Annotated in this window: 18 protein-coding genes; 10 read left to right on the top strand and 8 right to left on the bottom strand. The window is 38.0% G+C overall.

Annotation, left to right across the window (positions count from 1 at the left end; translation table 11 throughout):
• The first annotated feature begins 29 nt into the window (after positions 1 to 29).
• Positions 30 to 674, top strand: a complete 645-nt coding sequence (locus Q0V26_RS10615; protein WP_297481644.1) for a hypothetical protein — start codon at positions 30 to 32, stop codon at positions 672 to 674.
• 487 nt (positions 675 to 1,161) lie between these two features.
• On the opposite strand, the gene Q0V26_RS10620 is transcribed toward Q0V26_RS10615, so the two are convergent.
• Positions 1,162 to 2,907: a DEAD/DEAH box helicase gene (locus Q0V26_RS10620; protein WP_297481645.1), complete on the bottom strand. Its 1,746-nt coding sequence runs from the start codon at positions 2,905 to 2,907 to the stop codon at positions 1,162 to 1,164.
• 283 nt (positions 2,908 to 3,190) lie between these two features.
• On the opposite strand from Q0V26_RS10620, the gene Q0V26_RS10625 reads away from it, so the two are divergent.
• Positions 3,191 to 3,784: an NlpC/P60 family protein gene (locus Q0V26_RS10625; RefSeq protein WP_297481647.1), complete on the top strand. Its 594-nt coding sequence runs from the start codon at positions 3,191 to 3,193 to the stop codon at positions 3,782 to 3,784.
• 38 nt (positions 3,785 to 3,822) lie between these two features.
• Here the strand turns inward: Q0V26_RS10625 and Q0V26_RS10630 are convergent, their stop codons facing one another.
• From Q0V26_RS10630 to Q0V26_RS10640, 3 genes are all read right to left on the bottom strand, one after another.
• Positions 3,823 to 4,782 (bottom strand): DUF3137 domain-containing protein, encoded by a 960-nt coding sequence (locus Q0V26_RS10630; protein WP_297481649.1) that lies wholly within the window; start codon positions 4,780 to 4,782, stop codon positions 3,823 to 3,825.
• Between the two features lie 13 nt (positions 4,783 to 4,795).
• Positions 4,796 to 5,350 carry a LemA family protein gene (locus tag Q0V26_RS10635; RefSeq protein ID WP_297481650.1) on the bottom strand — a complete coding sequence of 185 codons (555 nt, stop codon included), beginning with the start codon at positions 5,348 to 5,350 and terminating at the stop codon, positions 4,796 to 4,798.
• A 136-nt stretch (positions 5,351 to 5,486) separates the two neighbouring features.
• Entirely contained in the window at positions 5,487 to 5,981 is a 495-nt protein-coding gene (locus tag Q0V26_RS10640) for a GNAT family N-acetyltransferase (protein ID WP_297481652.1), read from the bottom strand.
• A gap of 301 nt (positions 5,982 to 6,282) precedes the next feature.
• Between Q0V26_RS10640 and rsuA the strand changes: the two genes are divergently transcribed.
• The 3 genes from rsuA (at position 6,283) to Q0V26_RS10655 (ending at position 9,098) form a co-directional block, all read left to right on the top strand.
• Positions 6,283 to 6,981: a 16S rRNA pseudouridine(516) synthase RsuA gene (rsuA, locus tag Q0V26_RS10645; protein ID WP_297481654.1), complete on the top strand. Its 699-nt coding sequence runs from the start codon at positions 6,283 to 6,285 to the stop codon at positions 6,979 to 6,981.
• 227 nt (positions 6,982 to 7,208) lie between these two features.
• Positions 7,209 to 8,399, top strand: a complete 1,191-nt coding sequence (locus Q0V26_RS10650; protein WP_080157605.1) for a Bcr/CflA family multidrug efflux MFS transporter — start codon at positions 7,209 to 7,211, stop codon at positions 8,397 to 8,399.
• Between the two features lie 45 nt (positions 8,400 to 8,444).
• On the top strand, positions 8,445 to 9,098 hold the full coding sequence (locus Q0V26_RS10655; RefSeq protein WP_297481657.1) for a DUF2913 family protein: 654 nt from the start codon (positions 8,445 to 8,447) through the stop codon (positions 9,096 to 9,098).
• A gap of 91 nt (positions 9,099 to 9,189) precedes the next feature.
• Here Q0V26_RS10655 and Q0V26_RS10660 read toward each other — a convergent pair whose 3' ends face one another.
• Complete coding sequence (locus tag Q0V26_RS10660; RefSeq protein WP_297481702.1) at positions 9,190 to 10,350, bottom strand: MFS transporter; 1,161 nt, start codon at positions 10,348 to 10,350, stop codon at positions 9,190 to 9,192.
• A 190-nt stretch (positions 10,351 to 10,540) separates the two neighbouring features.
• Here Q0V26_RS10660 and Q0V26_RS10665 point away from each other — a divergent pair, with 190 nt between their 5' ends.
• Positions 10,541 to 11,320, top strand: coding sequence for a helix-turn-helix transcriptional regulator (locus Q0V26_RS10665; RefSeq protein WP_297481659.1), 780 nt, complete (start codon positions 10,541 to 10,543; stop codon positions 11,318 to 11,320).
• Positions 11,321 to 11,599: 279 nt separating this feature from the next.
• A complete protein-coding gene (locus tag Q0V26_RS10670; RefSeq protein ID WP_297481661.1) occupies positions 11,600 to 12,766 on the top strand; it encodes a PcfJ domain-containing protein in 1,167 nt (388 codons plus the stop codon).
• Positions 12,767 to 12,857: 91 nt separating this feature from the next.
• On the opposite strand, the gene Q0V26_RS10675 is transcribed toward Q0V26_RS10670, so the two are convergent.
• The 3 genes from Q0V26_RS10675 to Q0V26_RS10685 form a co-directional block, all read right to left on the bottom strand.
• Complete coding sequence (locus Q0V26_RS10675; RefSeq protein WP_297481663.1) at positions 12,858 to 13,532, bottom strand: peptidoglycan DD-metalloendopeptidase family protein; 675 nt, start codon at positions 13,530 to 13,532, stop codon at positions 12,858 to 12,860.
• Positions 13,533 to 13,554: 22 nt separating this feature from the next.
• The gene (locus Q0V26_RS10680) at positions 13,555 to 14,790 is read right to left on the bottom strand and encodes an MFS transporter (protein WP_297481665.1); all 1,236 of its coding nucleotides are present in this window, start codon (positions 14,788 to 14,790) and stop codon (positions 13,555 to 13,557) included.
• 154 nt (positions 14,791 to 14,944) lie between these two features.
• Complete coding sequence (locus Q0V26_RS10685) at positions 14,945 to 15,517, bottom strand: hypothetical protein (RefSeq protein ID WP_297481667.1); 573 nt, start codon at positions 15,515 to 15,517, stop codon at positions 14,945 to 14,947.
• A gap of 201 nt (positions 15,518 to 15,718) precedes the next feature.
• Between Q0V26_RS10685 and Q0V26_RS10690 the strand changes: the two genes are divergently transcribed.
• From Q0V26_RS10690 to Q0V26_RS10700, 3 genes are all read left to right on the top strand, one after another.
• Positions 15,719 to 16,309, top strand: coding sequence for a TetR/AcrR family transcriptional regulator (locus tag Q0V26_RS10690; protein WP_297481669.1), 591 nt, complete (start codon positions 15,719 to 15,721; stop codon positions 16,307 to 16,309).
• Positions 16,310 to 16,413: 104 nt separating this feature from the next.
• Positions 16,414 to 17,442: an NADP-dependent oxidoreductase gene (locus Q0V26_RS10695; RefSeq protein WP_297481671.1), complete on the top strand. Its 1,029-nt coding sequence runs from the start codon at positions 16,414 to 16,416 to the stop codon at positions 17,440 to 17,442.
• 15 nt (positions 17,443 to 17,457) lie between these two features.
• Positions 17,458 to 18,072, top strand: a complete 615-nt coding sequence (locus tag Q0V26_RS10700) for a glutathione S-transferase (RefSeq protein ID WP_297481673.1) — start codon at positions 17,458 to 17,460, stop codon at positions 18,070 to 18,072.
• Positions 18,073 to 18,192: the final 120 nt, after the last annotated feature.

The following is an 18,192-nucleotide window of genomic DNA, read 5'->3' on the forward strand; positions in this document are numbered from 1 at the left end:
TGATATTAAGAGTATTTTATCCTATTTAGGTGTACAAGTTCATTAAGCCACAACATAATGCGCTTGAAGAATTAAAAAATATTAATAGTAAAAAACATATAGGTTCTATAGTTATCAGTGACTCTGTTATTTTAACAATTCCTTTTGGTGAGAGTGATGGTGAAAATATATATAATTTAAAAGAGTTATGTATTGCTATAAAGAAAATACAAAGTACCTTAATTAAGAAAAATATTTGGCTTAGAGGTGCAGTGTCATGTGGAGATACTTACTTTAATAAATTTCGGAATCAGATTGTTGGAAGTGCTTATATTGATGCATATTTATTAGAGGAAAATGTAGCAAAATATCCAAGGGTGATTTTAGATAATAGATTAATTAAAGAATTAAAGTGTCGTAATGCAAATGAAGTAATTCAAATTGTTAATGGTCAAGATAAAGTTTTGTATATATGGGATAACGCATTTAACGGAGACGTTATTTTCGAAAAGGACTTACCATTATTTATTGATTATCTAACGGTAGAACAAAATTCTTTTGAGGAAATTATTGAATTAATTGAAGATAATGCTCGTCAAAATATTTCTTTATATTCAAAGTTTAAATGGATATCAAAATATTTAATTACAAAAACGACTGATAGAAATATAATAAATCGTCTTCATGAGATATGAGCACTACAAATGTATAACAGATAAGGATATGTGTCGCGCAGCCGACACCTATCCGAAGTGTTGGATAAGACCGAGCAACCTTATATAAGTAAATATTGCGAATATCATTAAGGGTGATGCTGAAAAGAAGTCGAGTGTTATCCTTGGCGTGAACCAATCAATTTAATTCATTGATTTATAATTAGATCCTCTTTAATTATTACGCGTTAATGCCATTATCCTTATTATTTTACGTTTTTATCTGGGTCGAAAAATCCCCGCCAATTGCATGACATGCTGACAGCATGGACAAAAGGGTTGTACCGTTAAACGGACAATTTTTTGTTGTGAGAGTAACGTTAACATAAAGGCATATTGGATCAGTTGAAGTTGTTTCTTCTCATGTCCTCGTAATATCACTAACTAACTTCTAGCCAACTATAAACTTCAAAAACAGTAAATTAGCTGTAAGACGAGTAAAAGTCAGTACAGCTAATCAGTTATTACTTCAGCCTTTCTGATACTGATCCAAATCGAATAATTTATCACGAATAGCCCAAAACCGACCGCTTTTACGGGCAATAATGATTTCTGGTGGGCGTAATCGATGTTCGTTATTTGCCACTTTTGTCGGGGCGGTATCAGTAAAGGGGCGATGCCTATCCACTAAGTGCGGATTAATAAACTTGGTGAGAAAATCACTTTTTTGGGTCTTGGTTGATAACTGCCAAATCTCGTTAATTTCATTATCTTCTTCGCCAATATAAACCACTTTAAGTTGTGGCTTACCAAACTTATTCTTACCCGGTTCTAAACGCATATCGGTGCATTTCATTATCATTGCATCTTTGAGCTTTAATGCTTCACGTAGCTTTTTATCGGGATCAACCATTACCGTATCACATTGATGACAGCGACGGGCGGCAATGTCGTTATCTGCGCCACATTCTTCGCAATATTTTGCGCGGAAACGGTAGCCACATTCTTCACGCTCACCTGTATCATCATCTTCAAAATAACCTTGGCAACGACGACCATAATGTTCAACGAGGAAGCCAGCAGGATCAAGTTTGCCCCAAAAGCTATTGTTGAAACCACATGCAGGGCAGGGAACCATCACCACTTCACTGTCGCCATTCGGTTTAGGATCGCCTACTTCAGGTTGGTAGAGATCGTAACAGTTACCCGCATATTCAAGAATAAGGCAGTCTTTTTTACCGTCAAATAAACGTAAACCACGGCCGACGATTTGTTGATAAAGGCTAATTGACTCTGTCGGGCGTAATACGGCAATAAGATCAACATGGGGTGCATCAAAACCGGTGGTTAATACGGATACGTTAACAAGGTATTTGATTTTTTGTGCTTTAAAATCATTAATGATTCGATCGCGTTCATCAAGAGGAGTATCGCCGATAACAAGCGCAGCATTTTCATGTGCGAGATAACCCATGATCTCTTGAGCATGATTAACGGTAGAGGCAAAGATCATAATACCGCGGCGATCTTTGGCGTAATCGATGACTTGTTCAATGATCATTGGTGTAGCGCGGCCTGATTGTTCGATCACACTATCAAGATCTGATTCTTTATAATGACCAGTATTAGATGGTGTCAGTGATGAAAAGTCATAGCCTAATACCGCCATATCCATCATTTTAGGTTCAGTTAAAAAGCCTTCATCAAGCAAGTAACGAATGGGTAATTCAAAAATACAATCACGAAAGAAGCGTTCAGTTTCTGTTTTTACTTGACCACGGGTATGGTATTTGTAAATCCAGCCTGTACCTAATCGATAGGGTGTGGCTGTCAATCCAAGCACTTTGATATTGGGATTAACGGTTTGTACATGTTTGATAACTTTGCGGTAAGCGCTATTTTCATCATCAGGCACGCGATGACACTCATCAATAACCAGCAATGAAAATTGTTCATGAAATTTATTAAGACTGTTTGCCATTGATTGAACTGAAGCAAATACCACTTGTTGATCGGTTTCTTTTCGTCCTAATCCCGCAGAGAAAATAGCCGCTTTAAGACCATAGCTTTCATATTTAGCGTGGTTTTGTTCCACCAGCTCTTTTACATGAGTGAGCACCAGAACGCGGCCTCTAGCAATACGTGCTAATTCTGCGACGACGAGGCTTTTTCCTGCGCCAGTAGGCAGAGCAAGAACGGCGGGTGTGCTATGTTTGCGAAAGTAATGAATAGTAGCGTTAACGCTATCTTGTTGGTAAGGACGTAAAGTATACATACAGCAAATCTATGACAAATGAACTGTTACTAGTGTACATTTAACCAGTATTTTGGCAAGTGCTAACGGTTGCTAAACAGAGAGCAATAATTTACTGAATTAACGTCCAATTGGTTCGAGTGCGTAAAATAAAACTTGTCAAGGAAATCAGGTTTATTTTGAAGTAATAGCCGTGGTCGTTATTGAATTTATATATTGCATAAATAGAGTAATATAGTCATTAATATAATGTTACATTGTAACTTAGCTATGATTTTTACTTATAATTAAAAAATTACGACCAATGCTTTATATTTTTAGAATTATTATTATTTTATCGGCATTTTTGTCATGGTATGCCGCAGCTTCGACAACGCGAACGACAGCTCATACAATTGTGCATCACTCTCAAATTCATCATCGTTATTTACATCACACTAAGCAATACGGACATAGATTACACCATAAGCATTATTTACGTAAGAGCCATCATCGAACAAAGTTGCAAGAACGACGCCATGTTCGATTGGTGAAACATAAAATTTTTCATGCTTATTATGGGTGGGAAGGGACACCTTATCACTTTGGAGGCTCAAGCCATCGAGGGATTGATTGTTCAGCCTTTGTGATGAAGATGTATCGTCAAGTATTTCATCGAGACTTGCCAAGAACAACGTTAGGGCAAGTAAAATTAGGGCGACGTATTCGTAAGGATCAAGCCAAGTTGGGGGATTTAGTCTTCTTTAAAACAGGGCGTAATGAGCGTCATGTGGGGATTTATCTTTCTAATGGTGACTTTATGAACTCAGCGAGCTCGCGAGGGGTATCGATTTCAAATTTACATCATATTTTTTGGAAACGGCATTTTTGGCAGATTAGACGATTAGTCGCTATCTAATACGCAATAAAAAACGGAAGCTCAAGAGCTTCCGTTTTTTATTGCTTAGTCCAGATTCGAGTATTGAGGTTGAGTTCATCAACAATATTAATAACAAATTTTAGGTCATAATAAATAGAAGCAATAAACGTTAAAGAATCAGCCTGTTGAAATAACTTCGGTTCAAAATAATTTTTAGAGCTTGAGATTGCAATATACAAATGATCATTAACAAATGAGAAGGCTATTGTATGATCTGAACGATTACTGAAATTAATCAGTCGTTGTACCATTGCTGGTGATAGTAAATAACGTGCTTCAACTTGATCGTTACTGTAGACATTAAATAGCTGTGTAAAGTCTGGATCTTCAAGAATGACCTGTTGTTGATTATTACTGAAAATATCTGAGAGTTTTTGTCCCATTGCTGAAAAAATACTGTGATTTTTCGGCATGATGGTGGTTTGACCAGAAAAATGCTTATTTGCATCAGCAATGAAAAACAGCCCTTTAAAAATCGTATGCCATTGATCTTGGTTTTTACCGTTGTTATCTCGGCTTTGCGTTTTATATTCAGTATGCAACTCAGAAAAGCGCAGCGATGTTTTATCTATTTTACCTTCAATAAAATCTTCACCGCGATAACGGTCATAATGACGACCAAAGAGGGTGCTATTTTTATAATCTTGTTTATCGATGTATTGTGTTGGTTGGTAAATAAAACTGCTATCAATAGAGCTGATTAATTTAGTGATGATTTTATATTTATAGTCTTTTTTATATTGATCCCAACGCTTGCTATATAAACGGTGCATAACGATAGCAATAATAATTGAAAAAATAAAACCAAAGGCTTGAAAATCATAGATAAAGCTCAATGGGATAATAATAACGGCAAAACCGACCCCCAGCAGTAATGATTGCCAATATTGTTTGATAACTTTTTTACGATCTTGATCAAGCGCTTCTAATTGAGGTTTAAGATGTGTTTCATAAAGTACAGTAATTTTACTGTCCATAGATGATTATGTCCTACTGCTTAAATAATTGTGCCGCATCAATATTAGTACGTTCTATATCTGTAATGTCAAATAACGGTAAGGTTGTTAAGGTCATTTGATTGGCAATAAAGCTTGACGGAAACATTTCAATGGCGTTGTTATAACGTGTTACTGCGGCATTAAAGCTACGACGAGCAGCTGAGATTTGTTCTTCTGTCTCATTAATCGAACGCATTAACAGGGCTGTATTCTTATTTGCCTTTAAATCTGGGTAGGCTTCAACTGCAATTTTAAAGTGAGAAACGGCCTCTGATAGCTGTTTATCTAATTGTGGTTTATTTACTGTGTCGATATTCTGTGATTGCTGTCGTAATGCGGTTAACTTAGTTAGAACAGATTGCTCATGTTTCATATAAGCTTTAGTGGTTTCAATTAAGTTTGGGAGTAAATCAAATCGCTTTTTCAGCATGACATCAATGCTTGCCTCTGCATTTGCCACTTGATTCTTTTTACCAATAAGGCTGTTGCGCATTGCAATATATAATCCAGCAACCAGTGCTATAAAGACGATTATACTAATTAACATTGTTATTTTCCTTTATATAAACCAGTAGCGAGGAACAAGGGGTGTGCCGACCTATATTTAGGTTTCCTAGTTATAACGAAAAAAGCCTTGTCAAAACAAGGCTTAAATGCAGATTAATCGTCATTATTAGGTTAATTTATGAGGCAAGAGTGGCTGGTACTGGAGATTTTGTTAAGTTTTTTGTCATCATGCAAAATTGACGGCGTGGTGTAAAGCCATGCTTTTCATAGAAATTACGCGCACCCGCATTACCGATATTGACCTCAAGTGATAATGCTTTAACGCCGTCTTGAATGACCAATGCTTCAAGTTGTGGCAAGAGCTCTGTCCCGATACCATGTTGACGCCAATCTGCTTTTAAGTAGAACTGATCGATTAAACCAATTTTTCCACCATGCTCAAGACTGAAGCTATAGCTGACAATAACATGTCCTACAATATGTTTAATGCCATGTTGTTCTACTTCGATGAACCATGCTTGTCCTAATTCAGGATCACTTAGCAGCTGCTTCACCGCGACTATAGTCTGCTCTGCATTTTGAGGTAAGGCCTCATAATCAAATAATTCATTAATTAACTGAAGAAATTTATCTAATGAAGAAAGTATTGGTGTGCGAAGAGAAATGTTCATACTGAGTCCCTAAGTTAAAGCTTTATCTTAAAAGCTTTATTGGTTACAACGTGGAGTAAGTTGTTGTATTTGCATAGAGTGAATGTTTTTTAATTTCTAATTTAGCAGATATATGACAATTGAGTCATATAAATATTTATATTTTTAATCAAATCACGACCAACTTAACTCTTTTTATTTTAAGTCTGTGATTCTTTCAATGTGTTTCAAGCATGAATGTCTACGAAAATGAAGTTTTTAATGCATATCTGTGATTTGCTTCCTATAATACCGAATCTTTTGTAAGTAGCGGAGCCAGTCAATGAGGCTTGATAAATTCTTAGGTACCACTTTAGGTATCACCCGTAGAGAAGCCGGTAAACTTCTTCGTGATAAAATGATTGAAGTTGATGGCGAAATCGTCCGCAGTGCTTCTTTCTCTGTCGGTGACGATAACAATGTAGAATTTAACGGTCGTCCACTTCGCCTACAAGGGCCTCGTTACTTCATGCTGAATAAACCACAAGGTTTTGTGTGTTCACATGTAGATGATTTCAATCCAACTGTTTTTGTCTTGTTTGATGAAGTTAGCCCTGAAAAAATGCACGTGGCTGGACGGTTAGACAGTGACACAACAGGTTTAACGTTATTAACTGATGATGGTCAATGGTCACACCGTATTACTTCACCGCGCCATGTGTGTGAGAAAGTATATTTTGTAGAAACAGCAGATCCTATTATTGCTGAAAATATTGTGCAATTTGAAGCGGGTGTGCAATTAAATGGTGAAGATGGACTTACTCGACCTGCTAAGTTAGAGATTGTCGGTGAACGTGAAGGTGTATTAACCATCACTGAAGGTAAGTATCATCAAGTGAAGCGTATGTTTGCTGCGGTAGGTAATCGCGTTGTCGGTCTACATCGTGAGCGCGTAGGTGCGCTTGAATTAGATGAAGATCTTGAACCTGGTCAATACCGTCCATTAACAGCTGAAGAGATTGCATCATTTCTAGCTAAATAATCTTAGTGGTTGTTTTTAATGCCAAAAAAGCATAAATAGCCTTATTTATGCTTTTTTTATAAGTGATATATTAAACAACAATATCTCTTTGGGTTACAGCCGTTAGAAATTTTTTATTTCCTATTAGGAAAGAACGATTGTCGTTTTTTAGCGTACAATAGGGTCATTGTCTCTTCAATAACAATTATATTCGGCCTATCGTTGTTATTTTTATAAAAAGAATCCTTATGACTCAACAAGCCTCATCTAAATTGAGTTTACAGCTCATTCTCATTCTCGGTGCAATTGCCGCTTTAACTCCTTTTGCTATTGATATGTATTTACCGGCAATGCCCAATATTGCCAAAGACTTTTTAGTTTCTCCTGGTGCTGTTCAAGTCACCTTAACCGCTTATACCGCAGGTTTTGCTTTTGGTCAGTTAATTCATGGCCCATTAGCCGATAGTTATGGTCGTCGTCCAATGCTCATTGCTGGTACGGTGAGCTTTTTAGTGTTAACTATTTTAGGTGCATTAAGTACCAATATTACCGAGTTAACTATTGTGCGTGTAGCGCAAGGTTTTGCTGGTGCGGCGGCGGCGGTTATTATTGGCGCACTTGTGCGTGATATGTTTGAACGTGAAGAGTTCTCTCGAACCATGTCATTTGTGACACTGGTTATGACTATCGCACCATTAGTTGCCCCAGTGTTGGGTGGTCACCTTTCCGTTTGGTTTGGTTGGCGTGCGGTTTTTTGGGCGTTAGCTGTTTTTGCTGTTATTGTTTTAGTGTCTATTCTTTTCCAAATTAAAGAAACGTTGCCCAAAGAAAAACGGATGCCGTTTCATTTATCGTCAATCATAAAAAATTACAAACGACTGCTATCTAATCCGGTTGCATTTGGCTTAGTGTGTTGCAGTGGTTTTTCTTTCGCTGGTATGTTTACATTCTTAACCGCTGGCTCTTTTGTCTACATTGATATCTATGGCGTCAGTGTTGAGAATTTCGGTTACTACTTTTGTTTGAACATTCTTTGCATGATTTTGTTTACGAGTATCAATGGCCGTTTTGTGAAACGAAAAGGTACCCATTGGATGTTGCGGTTTGGGTTAGCGATACAATTAACCGCTGGTGTGTTGCTATTTTTGGGGCAATGGCTCGGGTTAGGCTTATGGGGTGTTGTTATTCCGGTTGCGTTATTTATCGGTACACTTTCTACTATTGGTAGTAACACCATGGCGTGTTTATTATCGAGCTATCCACAAATGGCGGGTACTGCTTCTTCTTTAGGTGGAACGTTCCGGTTTGGTATTGGTTCTATTGTTGGTGGTCTGGTTGCATTAATGCCGGATAGTAATGCATGGCCAATGGCATTGACCATGGCATCATGTGCTATATTATCGGCTGGTTTTTATTGGTTCCTTGCCCGCACAGCTTAAAGGCTGTGTGGTGATTTGATATTTTTGGATTGTTTGAAATAAATCATGACCATTTTTTTTAATGAAATTTACAATGTAGTTAACAGCGGGTTAGTGGCTTTACAAGAGGCACAAGCAACAGGTAAAGCACAGAAGAACCCTGTCAGTGAAAGTATTTTTTTGAGTGCTTGGGTAACAAAAGTGCTTAAACAACATAGTTTTGATCGCTGTGTAGTGAAAACATTGCAGGAATGGCAGCAACAATCACGAACCATGGGTAAAAATGCACAGTTAAAATTGCATTTTGAACGTTTAGCGGAAACTTATGCTAAAGTCACTGATGAGCAAGGACAATCAATTGCGATTACATCAGCAGTAATGACAACGTTTTATACCGCGTTAGAGCAGCAAGATTGGCTAGTGACCAATGAATACGAAGTGAATCGTAAAGTGAGTCACCATACAGACGGTAAAGCATCATTAGTTGTTTGTTCAGCGCAATATGCAGCATCAATGAATGATGAGGGTGAGTTAGTTAAACCTCTATCTTTGTACGTACGTGGTAATGTGCAGCAGTTTATTGATATAGCTTACCAACATGGAATTTTGTTGTTCAAAATTACTGACTATAAGTCCAAAGTTAAATTTCATGGGGAATACATTATTTACCCATCAAATACAGGCACTCATTTGCCAGAGCTACCGACTCGATTACTATAAACTAAATTAATTTTACCCCCTAAGCCGCATTATTGCGGCTTAGTTGTATGTGAGATAAACGAAAGAGGGGGTAAACATCGTTAGGTGGTTATCATGATGGTTTTATTGAAGCTGTCTTATTAATGAAATGAAAGAGTGTCAGTGTTATCGCAAAGATGGCACAGACGATAAGTGTGATACCAAGATCGCCCATTATAGCGGCTTTATGTAAACCGGCTCCAATGACGAGATAATAAAATAACCCCAGTAATGCGCCAGCAGTGCCTAAATGATCACGGTAATTATTTAATGCGGTACTTAATAAATTAGGTAAAGCTAAACCAAATGACAGTGATATAAAAATCATCGGTAAGAAAAACCAAATTGAGGTTTGTAATAGATAAACGCCAATACTACTTATGAGCAGTATGATAGATGCAATGGTGATGATAGTTTGTGACATGACGTGTCGACGCAGTAATTGTATATTAAGCATTGCGCCAAGGATTGAGCCTAACGCCAATACAGCGCTGGTATAACCGAATAATTTAATGCTGATATGTAATTTTTCAAACATAAAAGGGGCAAGGCTATAATAGGAAAATAATGCAATGTTAAAAATGGCAACCATCAACATGATGTACCAAATGTGAAGATCTTTCAGCATTTTGGTGCCGATAAAGAACAAGCTATCTCGTTGGGTTTGGGTTGGTTTTGTTTCGGGTAATTGCAATAAGCTCCAGCAGAGTAAGCCACTGGTTAGTATTATCATGCCGATAAACACCCATTTATAGCCGCCATTAACGGTTAACCAACTGCCCGTTATCATGCCAATAATAGGGCTGATGCCAATGGATGTTCCAATAATAGAAAATACCCGTCCGAGCTCTGGACCTTGGTAACAATCACGAAGGATCGTTTGAGTACAGACTGAGCCCACCGCCGCTCCAAAGGCACAACAACCAAAGCCGATAAGAAGTAATGTAAATGTCGATGCGTATAAAGTGAAAACAGCAGAGCTGATAAAAATAATGAGTCCAATCAGTGTCGAATAACGACGACCGATGATGTCACACATTCTACCCCAAAAAACGACCCCAATAGCAAAGGTGATAAAGAACACCGACATGCCTTGGGCTGCCGTTGAACCCGTAATGTTAAAATGGGTTTTAATTGACGTTAATGCGGGGCTATACATGGTTTCGATGATTTGTGGAAACATTAATAATGTCACCGCTAACGGCATTGATATTTTATTAATATTGTTCTTCATATGATTTTTTATAAATTCCATGATGTTGTTCTAAAAATGTAAGCTAAACGATTCTTTTTATTAATGCGTAGGATTGCTATCTTGAATATACGTATTGTTTCAACATGGTAATTATTATAAGGTGCTCATTTTTGAACTTATATTAATATAAAGACTATATATATTAAATTAAGGACAGGTGACGTCAGTAATGGCATATATTGAAGAAGGTCAACAATTTTGTCCCAATGACTTTGATGGTTTAGTTGTCGGTCTAGCGGCGAATGTTGGTGATCATAATTCTGGCGAGCATCGGCATGACAAAGATCAACTATTATTCTCACATCATGGTTGTATGATAATCACTCTTGAAGGGGTTAAGTGTGTATTGCCTCCTATGCGCGCAGCGTGGATCCCTGCAGGGATGTTGCATAATGCGCAGATGACCAATGTAACTCAGTATCGCTCGTTGTATTTTGATCTAGCTTTACAGCCACAACTAAGTCGTGAAATGAAGATTATTGATATTAATCCATTGATGGCGATACTGCTTGAAAGAATGTCAATGTGGCCGTTTGATAAACCCAATAATGAGCAATTAAACTCAGTTAACTTATTGATAGAAGAGTTGAATTCTGCCACTGAAAGTCATTTAAATCTGCCGTTACCTCGTGATGTTAGATTGGCTAAGTGGCTTGAAGGGATTAATTGTCCCGATTTTATTGCGCCGACGTTAGCTGATCTTAGTCTGTTAGTGGGGGCGAGCCAGAAAACCATTACCCGCATTTTTAATAAAGAAACAGCAATGCCATATCAGAGTTGGCGTCAACAATGGCGATTGTTAACCGCAATTGAATTATTATCGCAATATCAGCGTATTACTGATATTTCATACCGTTTAGGTTTTGCGAATGATAGTGCTTTTATTAGTTTCTTTCGTCAAAAAACAGGATTCACGCCACTGAATTTTATGCTTGAATTTAAATCGTAATGTTTAATCACGCTATATTTTAATAGTAACAGCGGCAAGGTGAATATTTGCACCAATTGACTCATTTTTTTGCTAAAAATTAACCCGAAATAAACATTTAAATAATCGACAATATTGTAGAATATATTCTACGCTAGACTCTCATCTTAGTATTTTTTAAGTTGAATATTGATGTTAATAAGTCATGATAGGCTTATTAATGACCGCAGTCATACTGATAGTATTGAGATAATAATTATTGTCACTGTGAAGAGGGATAACAGATTAATAGGGACATCTATGCCTGTTTGTTGTACTGAACATCAGTCTACTCATATTTCTACACCTTTGATCTTATCGTTTGATGAGACATTGACTTTCTTTCCATTTGTACTGGAGTTTTACGATTGGCGAGACGGTTTGATTATGTATCGTGCTTATCGTGATGGACACCGTGAGTTATTAGAAGGCAGTTGTTCGTTTTATATCGAACATATTGAATCACTGGCTGGTGGTAAAGCGTGGATTGAAAGTATTCCCGCAGTATTGGTTGATAAAGCCCGCGCTTATGCTGATTTGGGTGTGTATATGCTTAAGATGGCGGCAATGAGTGATAAAGCCCGCCATTTATTAGCCCAGCGTCCAATATTACTTTATCTGATGTGTGAACGTTATCCATTAGATCATGAACAAGTATTAGCTTTATGCGAACTAGGCCAACGTAAGATATTAGCTCATTTAGGCTTAGCATCGTGCCGTTCAGCGTTGCGTTTTATTGATCGTATCCAAAGTGATTTTTCCACCCATTCTGTGGTGATTGTGATCCATCGTTTGCTCGATCCTGAAATGATGACATTTAAACTGTTTCGCCATTATTCAGTAATCACGACTTTAACGTTACAAGTGTATTTACAGTGGCCAACATTGACAGGTACAAAGCTAGGTTTTTATTTAATTAAAGCGTCACCGCGAGAACGACTGCGGATTAATCAAATATTATCAGATGTGTTTCAGTTAGGTTATCGTGTGCTTGATGTTGATTCAGTGCGACGTATTCATGCTGTAACATCGTATGATGAGTTGAAAAAATTACATGATCGATGGTTAATTGCACAAAAAACAGCAAAAGTTATACCAGATCCAAGTTGTGACAAGGAGTATGAGATTCCTTTTGATGGCAATAGTAATATTGTACCGATTCGAAATTATCAGCAGCTTGAGCTTGAAGGCATAGAACAAAATCACTATGTCGCTATTTACCATCATCGGATTATTAAAGGTGAGTATTTAGTGTATAAAATGCATATGCCAGAACGTGTCACCATAGGGTTAAAGCGACACTATTTAGCTAATGGACGGGCGAGTGATATTTATACGGTTGATCAAATTCAAGCGCGTAATAATCGTTTACCGTCGTATGAAACTTTAGAAACTGTGTATAGCTGGCTTGATAGCGTTAGAAAATAATGCCGAGATTATTGTCGGTATATTAAGGATAAAATTTAAATCGCATATCATGTATTTATCAATATGCGATTTAAGCTTTAGCCGTTAATTTTTAATCAAGATCGGATCGTTTAAGAATCAAATTAGGGTTAGGGCAGTTATTGCGGTAAAAATCTAATTCAATGGGATCAACAACGCCAATATAATCATCAGTGTTAGATCCCATATTCTCAATGATCTGTAAATGAAGATGCGGAGCCCAACCGCCATTTTCTGCTGTGGTGCCGATTGCCGTAAATTGTTGACCTGCATTTATAAGATCGCCAACCTGCAATTGTGTATGTGCGGCTTGGTGAAGATGACCATATAAAGTAAAAAAGGTTATTCCCTCAAGCTGGTGGCGTAAAATAATAGTGGGACCGTAATCACCTTCATTTTGATGATTAGCAATACTATGGATTTTGCCATCAAGCGGCGCAAAGACAGGTGTTAAAGAGGGGACACCCAAATCGATTCCCATATGAACGGTACGATTTTTACTGTCACTAAAATTTTCTTTATCTTGATAAATTAGCCGTTGTTCTGCATAACGACCAATCACTATTTGTGCGTTCATTGCTGTTGACTGACGGGCTATTTCATCAGCAAAACTGTGATTGGTGCTAACACTTTGCCAAAGCGCACTGGCAGGGGAAAGATCAACAATGAGTCCACGCCCAAATTGAAGTGGCTCTGGGATCACCGCATGAAACTGATGAGCTTGAAGTGCGCTGGTTAATGGTGTCATGTATGTTGTCCTATTCATCATCTTAATTAACCGCCGTAATGAGCGTTGCTGCCTTTTTAGGGACGATAATCATCGCAATCACATAACCGATGGCGGCAATCGCTGTCGGTAGAATTAAATCAATATTGACAAATACACTGGTTAAATAGCCGCTTAATGTCCACGCAAGGCCTACCATTGCACTCGACATTGCCATAACCCAGCCTTGATCTGCTTCACTGGCTCTGTCTGATAACGCCGTAATGTAAAATGGAAATGCAATCGCCACCATAATGGCGGTAAATATCATCGCAGCAATATGTGTATTAGGTGTAGGCGTTATTGCTAATAAAATCATACCAATCGCAGCAAATAGGGTCGTGATCCGCAATGCTGAAAGTACGCTAATACGCGTTAGAATGAGTCGAGGAAGCAGTAATAGCGAACAGATCATGACCACACCAATCGCCATCATAAAATATTGGTAGAAGCTGCTTTCTACACTAATGCCCCATTTCTGAGGGAAAATAAACGCGATATTTTGAAAGTATAAACTCCAACTAAACTGGCAAATAAAAACGATCGCTAAACAAGCCAATAAGCCTAGTTGGCTACGTTTTAATGGGGCAACAAAAGAGAGTGGATTTTCATTGTGTAAGGTGACTTGCGGCGGTAACCGAACAAGATTTAGTAGTACTAAACAAAAGATAGCAATAATAAGACAAGCGTAAAATGGTGCTTGAGTGCCATAGGTTGCTGATAATTTACTGCCTAATGCCGGGCCAAATGACATAGCGGCTGTCATTACGATCGCCACCATACTCATTAATGTCGCTTTGGTCTTGCCACGGCTATTATCAGCAAGAATCGCTTGTGCAATCGGCTGGCTAGCAGAGCCAAGGCTATTGATCATGTTACCTGCAAATAATAATGCAATAGATCCGATCACAATGGCATAGATTGGTATCGCAAAACCAATCGCAGTAATGATCAAACATAAGACCATGGTTATTTTACGGCTAAAGCGATCAGCAAAACGAGCAATGAATGGGGTGAAAAACATGGAGATAAAGGGAGCGGCTGACATCACCGTACCAAATAAAGTACGACGTTGTTCGATTGGCATGTTTTGGGCGATAGCAAGTGAGTGATCAGTTAAAAATAAACTCACATACGCTGGGATCGTAATAAAAAAACCCGCAGATCCAAGGAAGATAATGCAATAGAGCGTAAATAAGGTGGTAGGTTTTAACGCCAAATGGTGAGTTGTCGTCGGCATGTGTTGTGAGATCCTGACTGCGAGAATAATCGACTATTTTAATCAGGTATTACGATGAATCAAGTTATTACTGGTTCAGATATTAATAAATAAACAACGCCTTGTGGGTAAAGACCAATCACAAGGCGTATGTTTAAGCGACTAACGAGGAGGATTACTGGTTAATAATAATCTCATTGTCCAAGTCTTTTAATGCCATTTTTTGAATGTTAATGCCAAACATCATCATGATTAGGCACCAGTTTAAGTAAGGTAATTTACCAGCACGTAAACTATCAGTGACGTTCTCTGGTTTCCAGTTAAATAATGCCGCGATATTTTCAGTGGTCATTTCTGCAAATAAACCGCTGTCGATCAATTTTGCGAACTGATCGCTAGTCGGGCAAACAAACGTATTTTGACTGCCAAATGCAGAAGGCTTAAATAAGCGTAATACACGTTTGATTTCGTCAACTTCAATCACTTTACCATTGGTTGCGATGTTAGGTCGGCCAATCAGTGCGGCAATAAAACACCAGCAAGGGTAAGGAATTGAAGAAACATCTAATGGCTCTTTTTTATATTTAGCAGTCCAATTACAGATGTTTTTTTCTTGTAGACCCGTAGCTAATGTAAGTTGCTTGGCATCATACCCATTATCTTTTAATAGGTTAATTGCTTCTGCGACTTCAGAAACCAAAGGTTTGCTCCAAGTTGCAAAAGGGGTAAAGACATTTTCTCTAATCAAAACGATATTCCAATTGACAGTGTAATACAGGTGTTTTGCTAATTGTTGATGATCATACGTGTTCAGCGCTGTATGTCTATTAATATCCGTCGATATAAATAAGATAGAAACAAGTTATTCATTACCAGCGGCAACTGTACTATTTAAAATAATTAGGCCATAGGACTAGACGACTGGTCTAGTCGCGTTTATAGTTATCACATGAAAACAAAAACAAACGATACACGTCAGCATATTTTAGATATTGGTTACCAACTTGTGGTCACCAAGGGATTCACGAATGTCGGCCTGTCTGAAATTTTAAAAACAGCAGCGGTACCAAAAGGTTCTTTTTATCATTATTTCAAGTCAAAAGAACAATTTGGTGAGGCGTTAATTCAACACTATTTTGAGCAGTATTTAGAACACGTTAGCGCAATTTTAGAGCAAGGCACTGGAACGGGCTTTGAGCGTGTAACTGATTATTTCTCACGTTGGTTAATTATTGATAATGGCACCTGTAATGCCAATAAATGTGTGGTGGTTAAGCTCAGTGCTGAAGTCTCTGATTTGTCTGAACCGATGCGCGAGGCCTTAAAAAAAGGGGCTTACAGCATTGTGAATTTAATTGCGTCATGCATTGATGATGGTATTAAAGATGGTTCAATTACGGTAACAGACAGTCAATTAACGGCTCAGACATTATATCAATTATGGCTTGGAGCGAGTTTGTTTTATAAACTGAGCCAAGACGTCACAGTATTACAGCAAGCGTTAGTAACAACGAAAGCTCAGCTACAACCCGTGGTTTAGTGACGGTTACTTATTAATTATCCCATTATTTTATGATGGGATTTTTTAAAACTCCGCACTAGACGACTGGTCTAATATTTAATAAAAAAGAAAAGGATAGCTCAATGACAAACGTAAACCGCAAAATCGTATTAGCATCTCGCCCTGTTGGTGCTCCAACAGCTGATAATTTTCGTTTAGAACAAACCGCTATTCCAGCGATAGCTGAAGGGGAAATTTTACTGCGTAGTGTGTATTTATCATTAGACCCTTATATGCGTGGTCGTATGAGTGATGCTAAGTCTTATGCTGAGCCTGTTGCAGTCGGTGAGATTATGGTTGGTGGTACGGTATGTCAAGTTGAGCAGTCTAATCATGTTGATTTTGCACAAGGAGAGTGGGTGTTATCTTATTCAGGTTGGCAAGATTATGCCGTTTCAAATGGTGACGGCTTAATTAAATTGGGTATGCAGCCAACACATCCATCTTATGCGTTGGGTGTGATGGGAATGCCAGGTTTCACCGCTTATATGGGCTTGCTTGATATTGGTCAACCTAAGCCAGGCGATACGATTGTTGTGGCGGCTGCAACAGGTGCCGTGGGTTCAATGGTGGGGCAGATTGGTAAAATTAAAGGTTGTCGCGTTGTGGGTGTCGCAGGTGGCGAAGAAAAATGTCGCTATGCCAAAGACGTGCTAGGTTTTGATGATTGTATTGATCATAAAGCTGATGATTTTGAGGCACAACTAGCAGCTGCTTGTGATAACGGCATTGATATTTATTATGAAAATGTCGGTGGTAAAGTCTTTGATGCAGTATTACCACTACTTAATACGGGCGCTCGAATTCCACTATGTGGTTTGATTTCTCAATATAATGCCACTGAATTACCCCAAGGGCCTGATCGCATGTCGATGTTAATGGGCACGCTATTAGTTAAGCGTATTAAGATGCAAGGCTTTATTATCTTTGATGACTATGCTGATCGTTATGATGAATTCGCAACAGAGATGAGCCAGTGGTTAGCGGAAGGTAAAATCCATTATCGTGAAGATTTAGTGCAAGGATTAGAAAATGCACCTCAAGCGTTTATTGGCTTATTAGACGGTAAGAACTTTGGCAAACTTGTTATTCAAACCAATCAAGCTCAATAATACGGCAGGTATATTATGATCACACTACATCACTTAAATAAATCACGTTCAAAACGCATTATTTGGTTATTAGAAGAGCTCGGCTTAGCGTATGAGATTAAGCCTTATTTACGTGACGCTGTTACTTTTTTAGCGCCGCCTGAATTGAAAAATATTCACCCACTTGGAAAATCGCCAGTTATTGAAGACAATGGGGCGGTGATTGCTGAATCTGGCGCTATTACTGAATATTTAATTCAGACCTATAACCCTAATTTAGCACCTAAAGTGGGAACGCCAGCTTATATTGAATATTTACAATGGCTTCATTTCGCTGAAAGTTCGGCTATTTTACCGTTATTATTAAAGATGTTTGTTGCTAAAGATGGCGCGAAAACTAATTTCTTAGAAGGCTATGCGGACGTTGAAGCTGAAAAGGTTATTGGTTATTTTGAGCAGAGCCTTGAAGGCAAAACCTATTTAGTTGAAGAGCGACTTACTGGTGCTGATATCATGATGTCGTTTATTGCTGAAATACTGCAAAATAACGGCATGATCGTTAATTATCCGAATATTCAACGTTATCAAGATCAATTAGCAACGCATGATAAGTTTATTAAAGCAGATAAGATTGAGCAGCAGTTGGGTTAATCGTTATTATGGTTTATTAAAGGTCACTTTCGAGTGGCCTTTTTTATTTTTATGGTTACCAAGAACTGTGATTATAATTGTTTATTCTTTAATAAATATTGATAAGATAATGAGTAATAA

It is taken from the genome of uncultured Photobacterium sp. (genome assembly GCF_947039875.1).
Taxonomy (GTDB): domain Bacteria; phylum Pseudomonadota; class Gammaproteobacteria; order Enterobacterales; family Vibrionaceae; genus Photobacterium.